Annotated in this window: 16 protein-coding genes; 9 read left to right on the top strand and 7 right to left on the bottom strand. The window is 62.0% G+C overall.

Annotated features, from left to right (window positions below):
- Window positions 1-20 precede the first annotated feature (20 nt).
- Window positions 21-821, top strand: coding sequence for an MOSC domain-containing protein (locus LO50_RS04120; protein ID WP_044314196.1), 801 nt, complete (start codon window positions 21-23; stop codon window positions 819-821).
- A gap of 57 nt (window positions 822-878) precedes the next feature.
- Here LO50_RS04120 and LO50_RS04115 read toward each other — a convergent pair whose 3' ends face one another.
- The gene (locus LO50_RS04115) at window positions 879-2801 is read right to left on the bottom strand and encodes a transglycosylase SLT domain-containing protein (protein WP_044314195.1); all 1923 of its coding nucleotides are present in this window, start codon (window positions 2799-2801) and stop codon (window positions 879-881) included.
- 289 nt (window positions 2802-3090) lie between these two features.
- Between LO50_RS04115 and LO50_RS04110 the strand changes: the two genes are divergently transcribed.
- Window positions 3091-5001, top strand: coding sequence for an ATP-binding cassette domain-containing protein (locus LO50_RS04110; RefSeq protein WP_044314194.1), 1911 nt, complete (start codon window positions 3091-3093; stop codon window positions 4999-5001).
- A 167-nt stretch (window positions 5002-5168) separates the two neighbouring features.
- The gene (locus LO50_RS04105) at window positions 5169-5861 is read left to right on the top strand and encodes a DUF6901 family protein (protein WP_044314193.1); all 693 of its coding nucleotides are present in this window, start codon (window positions 5169-5171) and stop codon (window positions 5859-5861) included.
- A gap of 46 nt (window positions 5862-5907) precedes the next feature.
- Here LO50_RS04105 and LO50_RS04100 read toward each other — a convergent pair whose 3' ends face one another.
- Entirely contained in the window at window positions 5908-6348 is a 441-nt protein-coding gene (locus LO50_RS04100; protein WP_014820780.1) for a universal stress protein, read from the bottom strand.
- 269 nt (window positions 6349-6617) lie between these two features.
- On the opposite strand from LO50_RS04100, the gene LO50_RS04095 reads away from it, so the two are divergent.
- From LO50_RS04095 to LO50_RS04085, 3 genes are read left to right on the top strand one after another with little or no spacing between them, the layout of a single operon-like run.
- Window positions 6618-7088, top strand: a complete 471-nt coding sequence (locus tag LO50_RS04095; protein WP_042926897.1) for an MFS transporter — start codon at window positions 6618-6620, stop codon at window positions 7086-7088.
- 35 nt (window positions 7089-7123) lie between these two features.
- Window positions 7124-7906 (top strand): class II glutamine amidotransferase, encoded by a 783-nt coding sequence (locus tag LO50_RS04090; RefSeq protein ID WP_044314192.1) that lies wholly within the window; start codon window positions 7124-7126, stop codon window positions 7904-7906.
- Window positions 7900-8415, top strand: coding sequence for a DUF2937 family protein (locus tag LO50_RS04085; protein ID WP_044314204.1), 516 nt, complete (start codon window positions 7900-7902; stop codon window positions 8413-8415). Before LO50_RS04090 ends, LO50_RS04085 begins: the two co-directional genes overlap by 7 nt.
- A 72-nt stretch (window positions 8416-8487) precedes the next feature.
- Here LO50_RS04085 and LO50_RS04080 read toward each other — a convergent pair whose 3' ends face one another.
- From LO50_RS04080 to LO50_RS04065, 4 genes are all read right to left on the bottom strand, one after another.
- Complete coding sequence (locus tag LO50_RS04080) at window positions 8488-9666, bottom strand: vWA domain-containing protein (protein ID WP_014820776.1); 1179 nt, start codon at window positions 9664-9666, stop codon at window positions 8488-8490.
- A 49-nt stretch (window positions 9667-9715) separates the two neighbouring features.
- Window positions 9716-10120 (bottom strand): GFA family protein, encoded by a 405-nt coding sequence (locus tag LO50_RS04075; protein WP_044314191.1) that lies wholly within the window; start codon window positions 10118-10120, stop codon window positions 9716-9718.
- A gap of 51 nt (window positions 10121-10171) precedes the next feature.
- Window positions 10172-11020 carry an AAA family ATPase gene (locus tag LO50_RS04070; RefSeq protein WP_014820774.1) on the bottom strand — a complete coding sequence of 283 codons (849 nt, stop codon included), beginning with the start codon at window positions 11018-11020 and terminating at the stop codon, window positions 10172-10174.
- 143 nt (window positions 11021-11163) lie between these two features.
- Window positions 11164-12234: a DUF748 domain-containing protein gene (locus tag LO50_RS04065; protein ID WP_044314190.1), complete on the bottom strand. Its 1071-nt coding sequence runs from the start codon at window positions 12232-12234 to the stop codon at window positions 11164-11166.
- A 123-nt stretch (window positions 12235-12357) separates the two neighbouring features.
- Here LO50_RS04065 and cysK point away from each other — a divergent pair, with 123 nt between their 5' ends.
- Complete coding sequence (gene cysK / locus LO50_RS04060) at window positions 12358-13332, top strand: cysteine synthase A (RefSeq protein WP_044314189.1); 975 nt, start codon at window positions 12358-12360, stop codon at window positions 13330-13332.
- A 24-nt stretch (window positions 13333-13356) separates the two neighbouring features.
- Here cysK and LO50_RS04055 read toward each other — a convergent pair whose 3' ends face one another.
- Window positions 13357-14271, bottom strand: coding sequence for a DMT family transporter (locus LO50_RS04055; RefSeq protein WP_044314188.1), 915 nt, complete (start codon window positions 14269-14271; stop codon window positions 13357-13359).
- Window positions 14272-14397: 126 nt separating this feature from the next.
- On the opposite strand from LO50_RS04055, the gene aceK reads away from it, so the two are divergent.
- Complete coding sequence (gene aceK, locus LO50_RS04050; RefSeq protein WP_044314187.1) at window positions 14398-16119, top strand: bifunctional isocitrate dehydrogenase kinase/phosphatase; 1722 nt, start codon at window positions 14398-14400, stop codon at window positions 16117-16119.
- A 192-nt stretch (window positions 16120-16311) separates the two neighbouring features.
- Window positions 16312-16434, top strand: a complete 123-nt coding sequence (locus LO50_RS25555; protein WP_255849390.1) for a PA1414 family protein — start codon at window positions 16312-16314, stop codon at window positions 16432-16434.
- Window position 16435: the final 1 nt, after the last annotated feature.

The following is a 16435-nucleotide window of genomic DNA, read 5'->3' as shown; positions in this document are numbered from 1 at the left end:
TTCCCCTCAGGAGGCGCCGCATGCATCTCTCCTCGCTCTATCGCTTCCCCCTCAAATCGGCCGCTGGCGAAGCGCTGCAGCAATGCGCGAGTGACGCGCTGGGTCTGGTCGGTGATCGGCGCTGGATGGTGGTTGCAGCCGGCACAGGTCGCTTTCTTACCCAGCGTGCCGTACCCAGAATGGCGCTTTTACAGGCGCACTGGGACGGCGAAACCGCGCTGCGGCTGACTGCGCCGGGCATGCAGGAGCTGCCGGTTGCCGTGCCGGATGCCAAGGTAATGCGCTGCGTGCAGATCTGGAGTTCCAATGCCGTGGTGCCTGATGCCGGCGATGCCGCAGCGGCCTGGCTGACGGATTTTCTCGGCCAGCCCTGCCGTCTGGTGTATCTGCCCGAAGACGACGGCATTCAAGTCGATCTTGACTACGCAAGGCTGGGCGAGCGCACGGCATTCAGCGATGGATTTCCCTTTCTGCTGATCGGTCAGGGCTCTCTGGACGACCTGATTCGCCGCGTGGGGCGCCCGCTGGAAATGTTGCGGTTTCGCCCGAACCTGGTCATCAGCGGTACGGAGCCTTATGCCGAGGACGGCTGGACGCGTATTCGCATCGGCCATTTGGCGTTTCGCATCGTCAAGCCCTGTTCCCGCTGTGTCATTCCCACCCTCGACCCGTTCACCGCCGAGCGCGATCCCGATCGTGAACCGCTGAATACGCTGCTCACATATCGCAAAGGGAAGGGCGGTGTCTTCTTCGGTCAGAACCTGATCGCCGAAAGCGCCGGTGAGCTGGAGGTGGGGATGCCGGTGGAAGTGCTGGAGTAATTCCAGCCAGGCCTGCCCAAGTGGGCAGGCCTGTTTGGTTGCCTGAAAGCCGCCGCATCACTGAGACTCGAAGAAGCGCTCGTGCCATTCCACCAGCGGTTGCGGCGAGTTCAGTTTCTGCCCGTAGATGACCGAGTAGGTCAGCACGTTCTGCACGTACTGGCGGGTTTCGTCGAACGGAATGCTTTCCACCCAGACATCGAATGACAGGTGCTCGGCGTTGCGCAGCCATTGACGTACGCGACCCGGCCCGGCGTTGTAGGCCGCCGAGGCGAGCACGCGGTTGCCGTTGAACTGGCCGTAGATCTGGCTCAGATAGGCGGTGCCCAGCTGGATATTGGTGTTGGGGTTGAGCACCTGCTGTTGTGAGGCCAGCTGGATATTGAAACGTCTGGCGGTTTCCTTGGCCGTGGCCGGCATCAGCTGCATCAGCCCAGTGGCGCCGACATGGGAGCGGGCGTCGGCCATGAACGCGCTTTCCTGGCGGGTGATGGCGAATGCCCAGCTCGGGTGAATCTCTCGGGCCCTGGCTGACTGAATAAGCGTGCTGCGGTGGGCCATGGGAAAGCGGATGTCCAGGTCGTCCCAATACTGCGCCTGGCTGATGGTGCGGATCGCCGGGAAATACCATTCCTTTTCATAGGCAAGCCGCGCCTGCGCCACCAGTTCGTCCCTGCTAAAGAGACGGCTGACGTGGTACCACTCGCGACGGCCATCGACGATCTGCCCGCGGTCGTGAAATTCCAGCGCGCGGCGGATGCCAGCGGTGTTGCGCACCTTTTGCACGACCTTGCTATCGAGCGCCAGTGGCTGGTGGTTGAGCTTGTACGGTGCCTGAATGCGGTCGGCAGAAAGGAAGCCGTAGAAGTCCCGCTCCCTGGCAACCGGCTGGTAAAGCTGTGCCGCTTGCTGGCTTTCGGGCTTGGCCAGTTGCAGGCTGCGTGCCTGCCAGTAGCGCCAGCGATTGGTATTGGCCAGGTCTTCGGGGAAGCGTTGGGTAAGCCGGTATGCGTCATCCCACTGGCCCAGGCGCAGCAGCAGCCGGGCGCGCCATTCGCTGACGGTGTTGTCACGCAGTTCGGGGTCGTATTCGGCCATCACTTTCAGGGCGCGTGCGTCGAAACGCTTGGCCAGCGTCAGCCCGATCTGCCGGGCGATGGCGACTTTCTCTTCGGCCGAGAAGGCGAAGCGCCGAGCGTAGCCGTCGAGCAGATTCAGCGCCTGCTCCGGGTCCTGACGGGCGAGGCGGCGCAATCCGAGCGACACGACGTCGGCCATTTCCGGGCTGGTTGGCACGAAGCGATCCGACTGGCGAAGCATTTGCGGCTTCTGCGCGACATCGATCATCAACTGCCCCTGAGGTTGCAGGGTCGGCAGGCGTTTGACCAGATAGCTGGCCACGCCGTAGTTACCGCTCTCGACTGCCAGCTTGGTGCGCTTCCAGCGGCGTTCTTCGGTCAGCAACCCTTTGATATCCCACAGTTCGAACAAGGGATCACAGGCGTTGTGCTGCGACTTGCCGACCAGCCAAAGGCGCTCGGCCGTGGCATCGGCACCTGGCAGGTCGTTGCGTAGCTGATACTGGCCGAACAGACAGTCGAGCTCGGTGAAATTCATCTTCGGGTCGTAGTAGCGGATGAAGGTCTGCCAGTCCCCGCGCGCGGCCAGAAGGCGCAGCCAACGCAGCTTCATCCAGCTGATCTGTGGCAGGTCACCGTGCTCGGCAAGAAACTTCTCCACCTCCTGGTTGCTGGCCGATTTCAGACGATGGGTCAGGTCGTCGTACGCGAGATAAGGTTCGAGCGGGTAGTCGCGCAGGGCGTTGTAATAACGCCGGTAGGGGCCGCTGTCGCCCTTGGCCAGGGCCTGCTTGGCCTGGTCGTAATACTGGCGCTGCTGACTGAGACTGGCGGCGGACGCATCCAGGCCGAAGGTTGAAACGAACAGGCAGAAACACAAACTGGAGAGTCGGCCGCGCATGGTACATCCGTAAAACGGGGGCTTGAGATGACAGGTGATCGGCTGCGCCTGGGCGCAGCCGCAATCGGCCTGTCGCAGGGGCTAGCTTAGCCTGCCGCACGGGGCAGTTAAACGCGCATTAAGCTCCCGTAACAAACAAAGGCAGACTTCCGGCGAGCGTACCCCCATGGCTCGCGCGACCATCGACCGGGAGCGGATGCGATAGCCCGTGTGGCTGGTAAGGCCTTGCTCACAGCGGGTGGGCCATGGCGATCTGTTAGACTGCGCGCCCAGTTTTCCGGAGGTAGTCATGACCCTGCTCAAGTTCACCGATGTATCTCTCGCCTACGGCACCACGCCGTTGCTGGACGGCGTGTCCTGGCAAATCGCGCGAGGCGAGCGGGTCTGCATCATTGGCCGTAATGGCACCGGAAAATCCAGCATGCTGCGCCTGGTCAAAGGTGATCGTGCCGCCGATGACGGGGAAATCTGGCGTGCCCCGGGGCTGAAGATCGGCGAACTGCCGCAGGAGCTCCCGCGAGCGGACGACCGCACGGTATTCGATGTGGTCGCCGAAGGCCTGGCCGGGGTCGGCGAGCTGCTCGCCGAGTACCATCACCTGAGCCAGAACATCCAGAACGACGCCGATCTCGAGAAGCTCATGCATGTGCAGCAGGCGCTCGAGGCGAAGGATGGTTGGCGCTTGCAGCAACTGGTCGACAGCACCCTGAGCCGCCTGCAGCTGCCGGCTGACCGCACCCTGGCCGAACTCTCAGGTGGCTGGCGCCGCCGCGTGCTGCTGGCCCAGGCACTGGTGTCCGAACCGGATCTGCTGTTGCTCGACGAGCCCACCAACCACCTGGATATCGGTGCTATCGCCTGGCTGGAAGAGGCGCTTACCGGTTTCAACGGTGCCGTGCTGTTCATCACCCACGACCGGGCATTCCTGCAGAACCTAGCGACCCGCATCCTCGAACTGGACCGCGGCCACCTGATCGACTGGAATGGCGACTACGCAAGCTTCCTGGTGCACAAGGAGCAGCAGTTGGCGGCTGAGGAAACGGCCAATGCGCTGTTCGACAAGAAGCTGGCACAGGAAGAAGTGTGGATTCGCCAGGGCATCAAGGCGCGGCGTACCCGCAATGAAGGCCGCGTTCGGGCATTGAAGGCGCTGCGCGCCGAGCGCAGCGAGCGCCGTAACGTGCAGGGCAAAGCAACCTTCCAGGTGGAAACCGCTGAGAAGTCCGGCAAGCAGGTCATCGTTGCCGAGGATGTGACGTTCGCCCATGTCGGCGGCGATCCGCTGATCAAGAACTTCTCCATGGTCATCCAGCGCGGCGATCGCATCGGCTTGCTCGGTGCCAACGGTACCGGCAAGACCACCTTGCTCAAGCTACTGCTGGGCGAGCTTCATCCGAGCAGCGGTTCCATAGAGTTCGGCACCAAGCTCGAAGTGGCGTATTTCGACCAATTGCGTCACCAGCTGGAGCTGGAAAAGACCGTGGTCGACAACCTCGCCGAAGGACGTGAGTTCATCACCATCGATGGCCAGAATCGTCATGTCCTGAGCTATCTCGGCGACTTCCTGTTCAGCCCGCAGCGGGCACGGACGCCGGTCAAGGCGCTGTCTGGAGGCGAGCGGGCACGGCTCTTGCTGGCCAAGCTGTTCAGTAAGCCGGCCAACCTGCTGGTGCTCGACGAACCGACCAATGACCTCGACGTGGAAACCCTCGAACTGCTCGAAGAGGTGTTGCTCGGTTTCCAGGGCACCGTATTGATGGTGAGCCACGACCGGGCCTTTCTCGACAACGTGGTCACCAGCACCTTGGTGTTTCAGGGTGGTGGTGAGGTACGCGAGTACGTTGGCGGCTACCAGGACTGGTTGCGCCAGGGTGGTTCGCCGCGTTTGTTGGGTGTTGCAGAGTCCGGCGGCGAGACGAAGGACGCCAAGAAAGCGCAGCATGCTCCGGTCGCGGCGGAAGCTGCCGAGGTCGCGCCGGTGAAGAAGAAGCTCAGCTACAAGTTGCAGCGCGAGCTTGAGGCTTTGCCGGGCAAGATCGATGAGGCGGAACAGGCAATCGAGGCGCTCCAGACGCAGATCTCCGATCCGGCCTTCTATCAGCAGCCGGCAGACGTGACCGCTGCGGTGTTGAGTCGCCTTGAAGCGCTGCAGCTGGAGCTGGACGGCTTGCTGGAGCGCTGGGCAGAGCTGGAGGAGTAATCCCGCCACTCTGGCGAGCAGGGGTGCGGGTTGCTGGGGCCCGCGCCACACCAATCGCTGCCCGACGATGCGGCTCCCCATCACGGCTTATGAGATGGATCAATGCCCGGCGTGCTGGCGCGTAGTTAAGTATCCGCATCGGATCATGCAGTAATGATGGAGCGTTAATGGCAATCGAATATCGCATTACCCTGGATGATGAACACGACTTCAGCTACAGGATCGAGCTGGATCGTGAGTACGACAGGGAGGTCGCCGCGCAGGCGCCGAAATGGACCCGTCTGGAGCATCAGCGCTGCTCGAATTGCCCACTGAGCAAGGACGATTTCAGCCATTGCCCGGCTGCGGTCGACCTGCACCGGGTGATCGAGGATTTCCAGGGCCTGCCGGCAGTGAAGAAGGCCTTGGTATGGGTGCGCACGCCGGAGCGTGAGTACACCAAGCAGGTTGGTCTGGACGAGGGGCTGCGGGCACTGCTCGGGGTGATCATGGCTACCAGTGCCTGCCCGGTGCTCGGCGGACTCAAGCCCATGGCCAAGCAGCATTTGCCATTTGCCAGCAACAACGAGTTCGTTTTGCGGGCGGTATCGCTCTATCTGGCGCGGCAGTATTTCAACCTGCGCGAGGGTCGCCATGCGGACTGGGAACTGCGCGGGCTGGTGCGTTCATTTCAGCAGCTGCAACTGGTTAACCAGGCGTTCTGGCAGCGTATTCACGATACCTGTCACGCCGACTCCAATCTCAAGGCCTTTCTGACCTTCTTTTCCATGGCGTCGAGCCTGACCTATTCGCTCGAGACGCAACTGCAGAAGATCCGCCCGCTGGTGATGAGTGCGGGCGACGGCGTCGAAGCGGTCTGAACTCGCCAGCTTGCGCAGAGTGGCTTCACCCTGCGCGGCGACCTGGCTAATCGGCCTTTTTCAAACGCACGGCCAGTACATCGCACGGCGCGCCGTGGAGGATGTCGTTGGCGGTCGACCCCAGCAGCAGGGCGAGTCCGTGGCGACCATGGCTGCCGACCACGATCAGATCACAGCCCTGTTCCTTCGCCAGGCGATGTACTTCCTGGCGGGGCTGTCCGTAGGCGAGGTGGCGATTCTCCGGTGCCAGACCCGGGTAGCTGTCGGCGAAGCCGTTCATGCGCTCGCGTGCCTGGTCGAACTGCTGTTGTTGCAGCATCGAAAGGTCCATCGGCACGTCGCCGCCGAAGGCCATGGCCATCGGCTCGATGATGTGCACCAGGCTCAGCTTGGCATTCGAGGTGCTGGCCAGCGCCTGGGCGCGAGCCACGACCGGATGGCACTCTTCGGTCAGGTCGATGGCGACCAGTATGTGTTGGTAGGGCATGGCGTGTTTCTCCTTGCTTGCCGGTTGCCTGAGGCAGCCGTCCCGGCGATGTTTGGGGATAACCCCTCGTTTAAGAGGTTTATACGACCTTGCTTCGGCCTTCGCCAGTGGCTTGTTGTCACCATCGATGACGGCTGAGGGACACAGGCTGCTATCATGGCCGCCCTTGTCGCTGCGACGCATAGCATGCCCGTGACGACGCTGAATGCGCCCTGTTGCCTCGCCAGCCGCCGCTGGCAGTTGTGAACGGCTGTCACCGAGAAAACACCATGCTGATGTTCGACTCCGATTACTCGCTCGCCTGGGCTCTCTACGGGATAGCCGCGCTGGGATGCCTGCTGTTCTGGTTCCGGGTGACGCGCGGAATGTGGCGCTGGTTGCGCGAGCCGCTACGACTGATCGCGGCTGTGTTGCTGTTCACGCCGACCATCGTCGACCCGGCGAAGGAACTCTTCGCGCCGGCGGTGGCCATTACCGCCATGGACATGATCTTCCAGGTGGGCAACAACGCCTGGCGCGCCGTGGCGGATCTGGCCATGTACGGGCTGATCGCATTCGGCCTGTATCTGCTGCTCGTCGCCATACGCTGGCCGATCGAGCGAAAGTATCGACGCCGTCGCGACACTGCGGACGAAGCCGAGGACAGTCGGACGCTGCGCGAACGCATGGAAGATGACAGCGATGACGAGCTGGACTACACGCCGTCACGCGGGCGGATGCGCACCGAGCCCAGGCTCTAGTCGAGCGATTCACAGACACCGAGCGGAGATGACGCATGTGCGAGCTGCTGGGCATGAGCGCCAATGTTCCAACCGATATCGTTTTCAGCTTCACCGGTCTGATGCAGCGGGGCGGCAAGACCGGGCCACACAAGGATGGCTGGGGTATCGCCTTCTATGAGGGGCGCGGCTTGCGGTTGTTTCAGGACCCCGTCGCCAGTTGCGAGTCCGAGGTGGCGAAGATGGTGCAGCGCTATCTGATCAAGAGCGAAGTGGTGATCGGCCACATTCGTCACGCCAATGTCGGCAAGGTTTCCCTGGTCAATACCCACCCCTTTGTCCGCGAACTCTGGGGACAGCACTGGTGCTTCGCGCACAATGGCCAGCTTTCGGACTTTGAGCCCGGCAAGGGCATCTATCGCCCGGTCGGCGACACCGATAGCGAGCGCGCCTTCTGCGACCTGCTGAACCGCATCCGACTGGATTTCCCTGACCGTTGCGACCCGCAGAGCCTGCTGCCCGTGTTGCTCGGCGCCTGCAACGAGTATCGCCGCAAGGGCGTGTTCAATTGCCTGCTGAGCAACGGTGAATGGTTGTTCAGCTTCTGCAGCACCAAGCTTGCGGAAATCACCCGGCGCGCCCCGTTCGGCCCTGCTCAACTCAGAGATGCCGAGCTGACGGTGAACTTCCATGCCGAAACCACCCCTGACGATGTCGTCACCGTGCTGGCGACCGAACCGCTGACCAATAACGAGCAATGGACCCTGCACGAGCCCGGTCAATGGAGCCTCTGGCAACAGGGCGAATGCGTCGCGCAGGGCAAGGTGGCGACATGCTGAGAAGTTATCTGCGCCTGACCCTTTTTGCGTTCGGCTTGCTGGTGGGCGTACAGGTGCCGGGTTTCATCGATGCCTATGCCAAGCACGTCGAGGCGAGGCGCCTTGAGGCCGAGCAGGGTTTGCACGGCTTTCAGGACACAGCGCGGCGCTTCTTCAGCGGCGATCTGGATGCGCTAGTGCGGCACTATCGAGATAGCGACGACCCGGTTTTCCAGAACGACGCTCAAAGCGTCGAGCATCTGGTGTCGCGGGCCCGCCTGCTCGAGCGCGAGTGGCAGGCGATGCAGCGACCGTGGTACGCACGCGCCATTCACGTACTGCTCGGCGCCGAGCGCAGTCTGCGCGAGCAGGTATGGAGCAGCTATCGCTTCCAGGTCCTACTGGCGCCCGAAGCCATTGCCTGGGGGCTGAGTTGCGCACTGTTGCTGGCCTGGCTGGTGGAGAGCCTGCTGCTGGCGGCAAGCTTCCCGTTCCGCTCGCGGCGCCGCTACCGTGCCTTTCGCTCGTGACTTGAGGGTTGCGCTGCCGATTGCCTGGGCTAGTCGCGGCCCGGGTAGCGGCTGGCGAACGGACGGATCAACTCACTTAGCCAGAAACTTCATCCCGTCTTCGAGCCCGCTCAGCGTCAGCGGATACATGCGGTCCTCCACCAGCTCGCGGATGATGCCGGTGGACGTGGTGTAGCCCCAGGTGTCCTTTGGGTAGGGGTTGATCCAGATGAGCTTCTTGTACTTCTCCATGAAGCGCTGCATCCAGACGTAGCCGGCTTCCTCGTTCCAGTGCTCGACGCTACCGCCCGGCTGGGTGACCTCATAGGGTGCCATCGCCGCGTCGCCGACGAACACCACCTTGTAGTCCGCGCCGTACTTGTGCAGCACGTCCAGGGTCGACGTGCGTTCCGAAGTGCGGCGGAAATTGTTCTTCCACACCGACTCGTAAATGAAGTTGTGGAAGTAAAAGTACTCGAGGTGCTTGAATTCGGTCTTGCAGGCCGAGAACAGCTCTTCGCAGACCTTCACGTGGGCGTCCATCGAGCCGCCGATGTCGAACAGGATCAGCAGCTTCACCGCATTGCGCCGCTCCGGGCGCATCTGGATGTTGAGCAGGCCGGCATCTCGCGCGGTATGGTCGATGGTGCCGTCGATATCCAGCTCGTCCGCCGCGCCCTGGCGGGCGAACTTGCGCAGGCGGCGCAGGGCGATCTTGATGTTGCGCGTACCGAGCTCGACCTGGTCGTCGAGGTTCTTGTACTCGCGCTGGTCCCAGACCTTCACCGCCTTGCCCTGGCGCTTGCCGGCGTCGCCGATGCGGATGCCTTCGGGGTTGTAGCCGCCCGACCCGAACGGGCTGGTGCCGCCGGTGCCGATCCACTTGTTGCCGCCGGCGTGGCGTTCCTTCTGTTCCTCGAGACGCTTCTTGAACTCTTCGATCAGCTTGTCCAGGCCGCCTAGGGACTGGATCTGCGCTCGTTCCTCGTCCGTCAGGCTGCGCTCGAACTCCTTGCGCAGCCAGTCTTCGGGGATCAGCGCCTCGAGATGCTGATCGAGATTTTCCAGACCTTTGAAATAGGCACCGAAGGCCCGGTCGAATTTGTCGAAGTGGCGCTCGTCCTTGACCATCACCGTGCGTGCCAGGAAATAGAACTCGTCCATGTCGGCGAACACGACGCGGTGCTTGAGCGCATCGATCAGGTCCAGCAGTTCGCGCACCGATACCGGCACCTTGGCAGCGCGCATCTCATTGAACAGGCCAAGCAGCATGGCAGAAAACCTCTGACGCACCGTGGATAGTGCGCAATGTTCGGGGCGCTCAGCGGGGGCTGTCGCCGGTGTGTTGGGGCAGTGCGTCGTGAATCTCGTACCACGCCGCCTTGGAGTCGACGAAGATGTGCGATTGCGGCGGTGCCGGCAGCGGTGAATCGAGGGTCCCGGCAGCGACGCCGACCTCATGCTCGCGGTTGTCGACGAACAGCAGATTGGAGCCGCAGCGGATGCAGAAGGTGCGCGTCACATGTTCGGAGGAGTGGTAAACGCCCAGCTGATCCTTGCCCGACATGAAGTGCAGGGCGTCCAGTGGCACGCTCGCGTAGCTGGCGAAGGCGGCGCCATGGGCCTTGCGGCACATCTTGCAGTGGCAGTGGGTCAACTCGTCGATGGGGGCGTCGATGCGATAGCGCACGACGCCGCACAGGCAACTACCGGTATGCGTTTGCATGGTTTGTTCCTCCAGTGAGTGCGCGACCGGCGCCACCGAAGCCGGCACCGATCAGCGGCTGTTGGCGCGTCGACTCATGAAGGCTAGACGCTCGAGCAGCATCACGTCCTGCTCGTTCTTCACCAGAGCACCAGCCAGCGGCGGGATGGCGCGGGTCGGGTCGCGCTCGCGCAGCACTGCCTCGCCGATGTTGTCGGCCATCAGTAGCTTCAGCCAGTCGACCAGCTCTGAGGTCGAGGGCTTCTTCTTCAGCCCTGGCACCTTGCGCACGTCGAAGAACACGTCCAGCGCCTCGCTGACCAGATCCTTCTTGATGTCGGGGTAGTGCACATCGACGATGCGCTGCAGCGTTTCCCGGTCCGGGAAGGCGATGTAGTGGAAGAAGCAACGGCGGAGGAAGGCGTCAGGCAGCTCCTTCTCGTTGTTCGAGGTGATGATGATGATCGGCCGTTGGGTCGCCTTGATGGTTTCGTTGGTCTCGTAGACGTAGAACTCCATCTTGTCGAGCTCCTGCAACAGGTCGTTGGGGAACTCGATGTCGGCCTTGTCGATTTCGTCGATCAGCAGGATGACCCGCTCCTCGCTCTCGAAGGCCTCCCACAGCTTGCCTTTCTTGATGTAGTTGCGGACGTCATGGACCTTGTCCACGCCCAGCTGGGAGTCGCGCAGGCGGCTTACCGCATCGTATTCGTAGAGGCCCTGATGCGCCTTGGTGGTGGACTTGATGTGCCAGGTGATGAGTTTGGCATCGAAGGATTCGGCCAGTTGCTCGGCCAGCATGGTCTTGCCGGTGCCGGGTTCGCCCTTGACCAGCAACGGGCGCTGCAGGGTGATGGCGGCGTTGACCGCGAGTTTCAGGTCGTCGGTGGCGACGTAGGACTGGGTGCCTTCGAATTTCATTGCGGATTCCTTCGGCGGGCCTGGCACGCAGGCGCTCGTTGTAGTCAGGAGGGGACTATAAGGGAAGCTCGTGTGAGTGTGAACGCGAGAGCATCATTCAGTCACTGAATGGCTGCGCGTGCGCTTCTGGTGGCGCCGCTTGGTCACTCGTCATCGCTCACGGATCGTTCGAATCGAGCCGAGAAAGCTTCGACGAAGGCGTTGCGCAGTATCTCGACGAAGGCCTGGAATGGGCTCACGTCGGTTTCGCGGGTGGTGCCGGACAGCTCGACACGGGTCGCGAACTGATCCTTGCGCTGGTTTTCCAGCACCTCCTGGCCGCCGCCAACCACGGCCTCCCAGAGGCCGCGGAAGAAGCCCTTGTGCTCGTTTGCCACGTCCTGTTCGTAATCGAAGATATCCACGTTGCGCAGCAACGGCTTGATGTAGCCGTCGAGTTGACTGTCGGTGGCCTGCACTTCGAGGACGAGATCACCCGTTCCGCCGGCGAAATCGAAGTCGGCATAGGCGCGACTGAGGTCGTTCAGCTGCTTTAGCGGTACCTCGGTGACGCGCAGATTGACCTCGAAGTCCTCCCAGTCGGTAAATGGGTCGAAGCTGGCCGTCGCCTCGATCGGCGCCTGGTCGAACAGCTTGCCGGTGCCCTCGAACGCTGCCGTGCGGGTGCCATCGGTATCATCGGTGTTGGTCAGGTTATACAGGCTGGCCTGGATGTCGCTGGCGTAGACGTGCACCTGTGGGTCGGAAGAGAAGTTGCGAAAGGACAGCTGTCCATCGACAACGCGAATCTCGTTCAGCGTGATCGGTATCAGGGCATCGAGCTGGTCGCGCCAATCGACTCCTTTACCGCTTTGTGAATCGCCGCTGTCGCCGCCATCGACGAAGTTCAGGTGCGGTTGTTCGAAGATCACCTCACCGACGATCTCGCGGTGCCGCAGGATTGCGTCCCAGCTGATGGCGATATCAATACCTGGCGCCTTCAACAGCGGCGCCTGTACGCGCTTGTCCTTCTTCTCGATCAGCAGCCCTTCGACGCGATAAGCCCCGCGCCACCAAGCCAGATCGACGTCTTCGACATGGCCCTGATAGTCGCCCATGTCGGCCATCTTTTCGTTCAGATAATTACGCACCAGATGGGGCAGGGCGAGGTGCAGCACGATCAGCAGCAGGCCAAGTGCGAGAAGAATCCACAGGGGAAGCAGGCGACGGGTCATGGCATTCCGGGGATGTGGGCGTGTTGACGATGGACCCCAGGTTTCCGCCGTGAGTTCGGCTGGACTGACGCCTGGACTGCACATAGGCTGATTGGTCTGGTACACCTCGGACAGGGCATTCCCATGAGTCGCATATTCGCAGACAACGCACGCTCCATCGGCAACACCCCGTTGGTCATGATCAACCGCCTTGGTCCCAAGGGCGTCAGCATCATGGCCAAGATCGAAGGCCAGAACCCGGCCTACTCCGTTAAGTGCCGAATCGGTGCCGGGATGATCTGGGATGCCGAAGACAGCGGCCGGATAAAGCCCGGCATGACGCTGGTCGAGCCAACCTCGGGCAATACCGGGATCGGTCTGGCCTTCGTTGCCGCTGCACGCGGCTACAAGCTCATGCTCACCATGCCGGCTTCCATGAGCCTTGAGCGGCGCAAGGTGCTGAAAGCTCTTGGTGCCGAACTGGTGCTTACCGAGCCGGCGAAGGGCATGAAGGGCGCGATCGAGAAGGCCGCCGAAATCGCGGCTTCGAACCCCGAGCAGTACTACATGCCGCAGCAGTTCGAGAACCCGTCCAACCCGGCGATCCATGAAAAGACCACCGGCCCGGAGATCTGGAACGACACCGACGGCAGCATCGATGTGCTGGTGGCCGGCGTCGGAACGGGCGGCACCATTACCGGTGTTTCGCGCTACATCAAGAACACCAAGGGCAAGCAGATCCTCAGCGTTGCCGTGGAGCCGACCAGCTCGCCGGTTATCAGCCAGACCTTGGCGGGTGACGAGGTCAAGCCCAGCCCGCACAAGATTCAGGGGATCGGCGCAGGCTTCGTGCCAAAGAACCTCGACCTGTCCATGGTCGATCAGGTCGAACTCGTCGACGACGAGGAGGCCAAACAGATGGCGCTGCGGCTGATGCGCGAAGAGGGCATTCTTTGCGGCATTTCCTGCGGCGCGGCGATGGCTGCGGCGGTCCGTCTGGCCGAGCGTCCAGAGATGCAGGGCAAGAACATCGTGGTGATCCTGCCGGATTCCGGCGAGCGCTACCTATCCAGCATGCTGTTCACCGACATGTTCAGCGAGCAGGAACTGGTGCAGTGATGCGGTGCGACGCAGCTGAGCAATTCAGCTGCGTCGCAACTGCGCCGTTGGCCGTGTGGTAGGCGCCTGGCGCAGAATCAACCACAGCGCGAGCGCGATTAGCGCACCGCCCTGGACGTAAGCCCAGGAAAGTGGCTCATCAAGAAAGATAACGCCCCACAGCACGCCAAATGGCGGGATCAGGAAGGTCACCGTCAGTGTCTTGACCGGTCCGATATCCGCTAGCAAGCGGAAGTAGAGGATGTAGGCGAACGCCGTACAGACCAGCCCCAGACCCAGCAGACTCAGCCAGACTGTCGAATCGCCCCAGTTCACCGGCGGCGCATTCAGTAACGACAGTCCGAACAATGGCAACAGGCACAGTGTCGCACCGAGTTGGCTACCGAACGCGACCACCTCGCTGTCCAGGCCTTCGCCCTGGTTGATCCATCGGCGGGTGAGAAAGCCGCCGAAGCCATAACAGGCGGTGGCGCCCAGGCATGCCAGTGCGCCGAGCAGCAGCTCCGTGTCGAATGGCACCGGCCCGATTCGCATCAGCAATGCCACGCCGCCGAGCCCGCTGAAAACGCCGATAATCTTGGCGAGCGTCAACTCCTCGGTGAAGAACAGGGCGCCGATCAGTACGCCCATCATCGGCGTGGTGGCGTTGAAGATCGCCGAATAGCCAGCCGGCACCAGCTGCGCGGCCACCGAATACAGTGCGAACGGCAAGCCGGAATTGATCACGCCCAGCACCAGGCACAACCCCAGCTTGCCGCGGAAATCCCAGCGCGTGCGCAGTAACAGCAGGATGACCAGCAGCCCTGCGGTTGCCAGCAACACACGAAAGAACGCCGTGGGAAAGGTGCCGAGCACTGGGGCAATGATGCGTAGAAAAAGAAAACTTGCGCCCCAGATGGCGGCGAGAGCAAGCAGGCGGAACATGTCGAGCGGGCGCATGGGGCGGCTCCACCGGAAGGGAGCTGCAAGTGTTGTCGCCCATCAGCCAACTGGCAATCCGAAACCGACTTTCAAACGGCGTGCTGCTAAGCTCGGCGGACGTTCATGTCCTGCAGTGGGTGCATCATGGTGCAGCAGAAACTGGCCGCTGAAATCGCTCGGCAGATCCTTCTGGGCTTCGACGACTACCGAGAGCACTTTCGCCTGATCACCGAAGGCGCGCGGGCGCGCTTCGAGCAGGCGCAATGGCAGGAAGCGCAGCGCGCATCGGCGGCGCGGATCAACCTCTACGAAGAGAAGGTTGGTGAAACCCGGCGTGGCCTGCTGGCCGGTTTCGATCACGCCGACCTGCTTCAGGTCGAGGCCTGGCCGCAGATCAAAAGTGCCTACATCGAGTTGATCAACCCACGCTTCGACGACGAGCTGTCGGAGACCTGGTACAACTCCATCTTCTGTGGGCTGTTCAGCCATGACTGCATCAGCGACGGCACCATGTTCATCCATACCACGCGACCGGCGGTGCGTGCTCATGAACGGCTGGCGCAAACCCGTACCTACCAGCCCAACGGCGACTTGAGCGGGATGCTCGAACAGATTCTTGGCGATTACGCATTCGCCGTGCCCTACTGCGACTTGCCAGGAGACCAGCGGCGCCTGCAGGCGCAATTGCACGAGACCCTGCCCGACTGGGTCTGCAAGGATCCGGAGCTGACCGTGGAGCTGTTCGTCTCGGTGCTCTATCGCAACAAGGGGGCATACCTGCTTGGGCGGATCTTCACCCGCGACGAACAGTGGCCGCTGGTCATTCCGCTACTGCACCGCGAGGGTGAAGGCATCATTGCCGACGCGCTGATCACCGACGAGGCGGAGGTGTCGATCATCTTCTCCTTCACCCGCTCGTATTTCATGGTCGAGGTGCCGATTCCGGCGGAGTTTGTCGGCTTCCTCAAGCGCATCCTGCCCGGCAAGCACATCGCCGAGCTGTACACTTCGATCGGCTTCTACAAGCACGGTAAGTCGGAGTTCTATCGTGCGCTGATCGATCACCTGGCCAATACCGACGACCGCTTCGTCATGGCGCCCGGCGTTCGCGGCATGGTGATGACGGTGTTTACGCTGCCGGGCTTCAATACGGTGTTCAAGCTGATCAAGGACCGCTTCTCGCCGATCAAGAGCGTCAACCGAGCCACGGTGATCGAGAAGTATCGCCTGGTGAAGAGCGTCGACCGGGTAGGGCGCATGGCTGACACCCAGGAGTTTGCGGATTTCCGTTTCCCCAAGACGAAATTCGATCCGGAATGTCTGGCCGAGCTGCTGGAGGTAGCGCCGTCAACGGTCGAGGTGCAGGGCGATACCGTGCTGGTGCGCCACTGCTGGACCGAGCGCCGCATGACGCCCCTGAATCTCTACCTTGAGCATGCCAGCGACGAGCAGGTGCGCGAGGTGCTGGAAGATTACGGGCTGGCGATCAAACAGTTGGCGGCGGCGAATATCTTTCCCGGCGACATGCTGCTGAAGAACTTCGGCGTCACCCGCCATGGTCGGGTGGTGTTCTACGACTATGACGAGATCAGCTTTCTGACCGAAGTGAATTTCCGCCATATTCCGCCGCCGCGCTATCCCGAGGATGAAATGGCGTCCGAGCCCTGGTATTCGGTGGGGCCGAACGATGTATTTCCCGAGGAATTCCCGCGCTTTCTGTTCGCCGACCATGGCCAGCGCCGGCTTTTCGCCAGCTTGCATGGCGAGCTCTACGATGCTGATTACTGGAAAGGGCTGCAGGACGCCATCAGCGGCGGCAAGGTGATCGATGTGTTCCCTTATCGACGCAAGGCCGATCGCAACTGAAGACCGGCAGTGAATTCGTTTGAACGCCTTTGCGCCGCCTCGGTCGCAGTTGTAAAGCGCCGTAACAAAGCGGCGCTCCATTCGGGGATTGCGCTTGCAAAGGGCACGAGCGCCGGAGCCGAAGTTGAATTATGCTGTCCACGAAGCCGCATGGCTCCGATGTAGCCCGTTATTTCGCAGGAGGGTGTGACCATGAAAGCAAGGCTCAACGAGATGTTCTGGAAGTTGGCGGTCGCTCTTGGTTTGATCGAACCGCCTCGTATGCAACCTATCCCGGTACGTGCCCAGCGCGAGCAGGATCACCGTCGCCGCTGAG

This window comes from Stutzerimonas stutzeri, assembly GCF_000935215.1.
Classification (GTDB): domain Bacteria; phylum Pseudomonadota; class Gammaproteobacteria; order Pseudomonadales; family Pseudomonadaceae; genus Stutzerimonas.
This window is presented reverse-complemented; position numbering and strand designations above follow the sequence as displayed.

What these genes read in the sequence shown, in the direction of transcription:
- LO50_RS04070 (WP_014820774.1), bottom strand. Translation starts at nt 11,020, where the DNA reads ATGAAATTCGAAGGCACCCAGTCCTACGTCGCCACCGACGACCTGAAA.
- LO50_RS04075 (WP_044314191.1), bottom strand. Translation starts at nt 10,120, where the DNA reads ATGCAAACGCATACCGGTAGTTGCCTGTGCGGCGTCGTGCGCTATCGC.
- LO50_RS04080 (WP_014820776.1), bottom strand. Translation starts at nt 9,666, where the DNA reads ATGCTGCTTGGCCTGTTCAATGAGATGCGCGCTGCCAAGGTGCCGGTA.
- LO50_RS04120 (WP_044314196.1), top strand. Translation starts at nt 21, where the DNA reads ATGCATCTCTCCTCGCTCTATCGCTTCCCCCTCAAATCGGCCGCTGGC.
- aceK (WP_044314187.1), top strand. Translation starts at nt 14,398, where the DNA reads ATGGTGCAGCAGAAACTGGCCGCTGAAATCGCTCGGCAGATCCTTCTG.
- LO50_RS25555 (WP_255849390.1), top strand. Translation starts at nt 16,312, where the DNA reads ATGAAAGCAAGGCTCAACGAGATGTTCTGGAAGTTGGCGGTCGCTCTT.
- LO50_RS04085 (WP_044314204.1), top strand. Translation starts at nt 7,900, where the DNA reads ATGCTGAGAAGTTATCTGCGCCTGACCCTTTTTGCGTTCGGCTTGCTG.
- LO50_RS04095 (WP_042926897.1), top strand. Translation starts at nt 6,618, where the DNA reads ATGCTGATGTTCGACTCCGATTACTCGCTCGCCTGGGCTCTCTACGGG.
- LO50_RS04065 (WP_044314190.1), bottom strand. Translation starts at nt 12,234, where the DNA reads ATGACCCGTCGCCTGCTTCCCCTGTGGATTCTTCTCGCACTTGGCCTG.
- cysK (WP_044314189.1), top strand. Translation starts at nt 12,358, where the DNA reads ATGAGTCGCATATTCGCAGACAACGCACGCTCCATCGGCAACACCCCG.
- LO50_RS04055 (WP_044314188.1), bottom strand. Translation starts at nt 14,271, where the DNA reads ATGCGCCCGCTCGACATGTTCCGCCTGCTTGCTCTCGCCGCCATCTGG.
- LO50_RS04110 (WP_044314194.1), top strand. Translation starts at nt 3,091, where the DNA reads ATGACCCTGCTCAAGTTCACCGATGTATCTCTCGCCTACGGCACCACG.
- LO50_RS04105 (WP_044314193.1), top strand. Translation starts at nt 5,169, where the DNA reads ATGGCAATCGAATATCGCATTACCCTGGATGATGAACACGACTTCAGC.
- LO50_RS04100 (WP_014820780.1), bottom strand. Translation starts at nt 6,348, where the DNA reads ATGCCCTACCAACACATACTGGTCGCCATCGACCTGACCGAAGAGTGC.
- LO50_RS04115 (WP_044314195.1), bottom strand. Translation starts at nt 2,801, where the DNA reads ATGCGCGGCCGACTCTCCAGTTTGTGTTTCTGCCTGTTCGTTTCAACC.
- LO50_RS04090 (WP_044314192.1), top strand. Translation starts at nt 7,124, where the DNA reads ATGTGCGAGCTGCTGGGCATGAGCGCCAATGTTCCAACCGATATCGTT.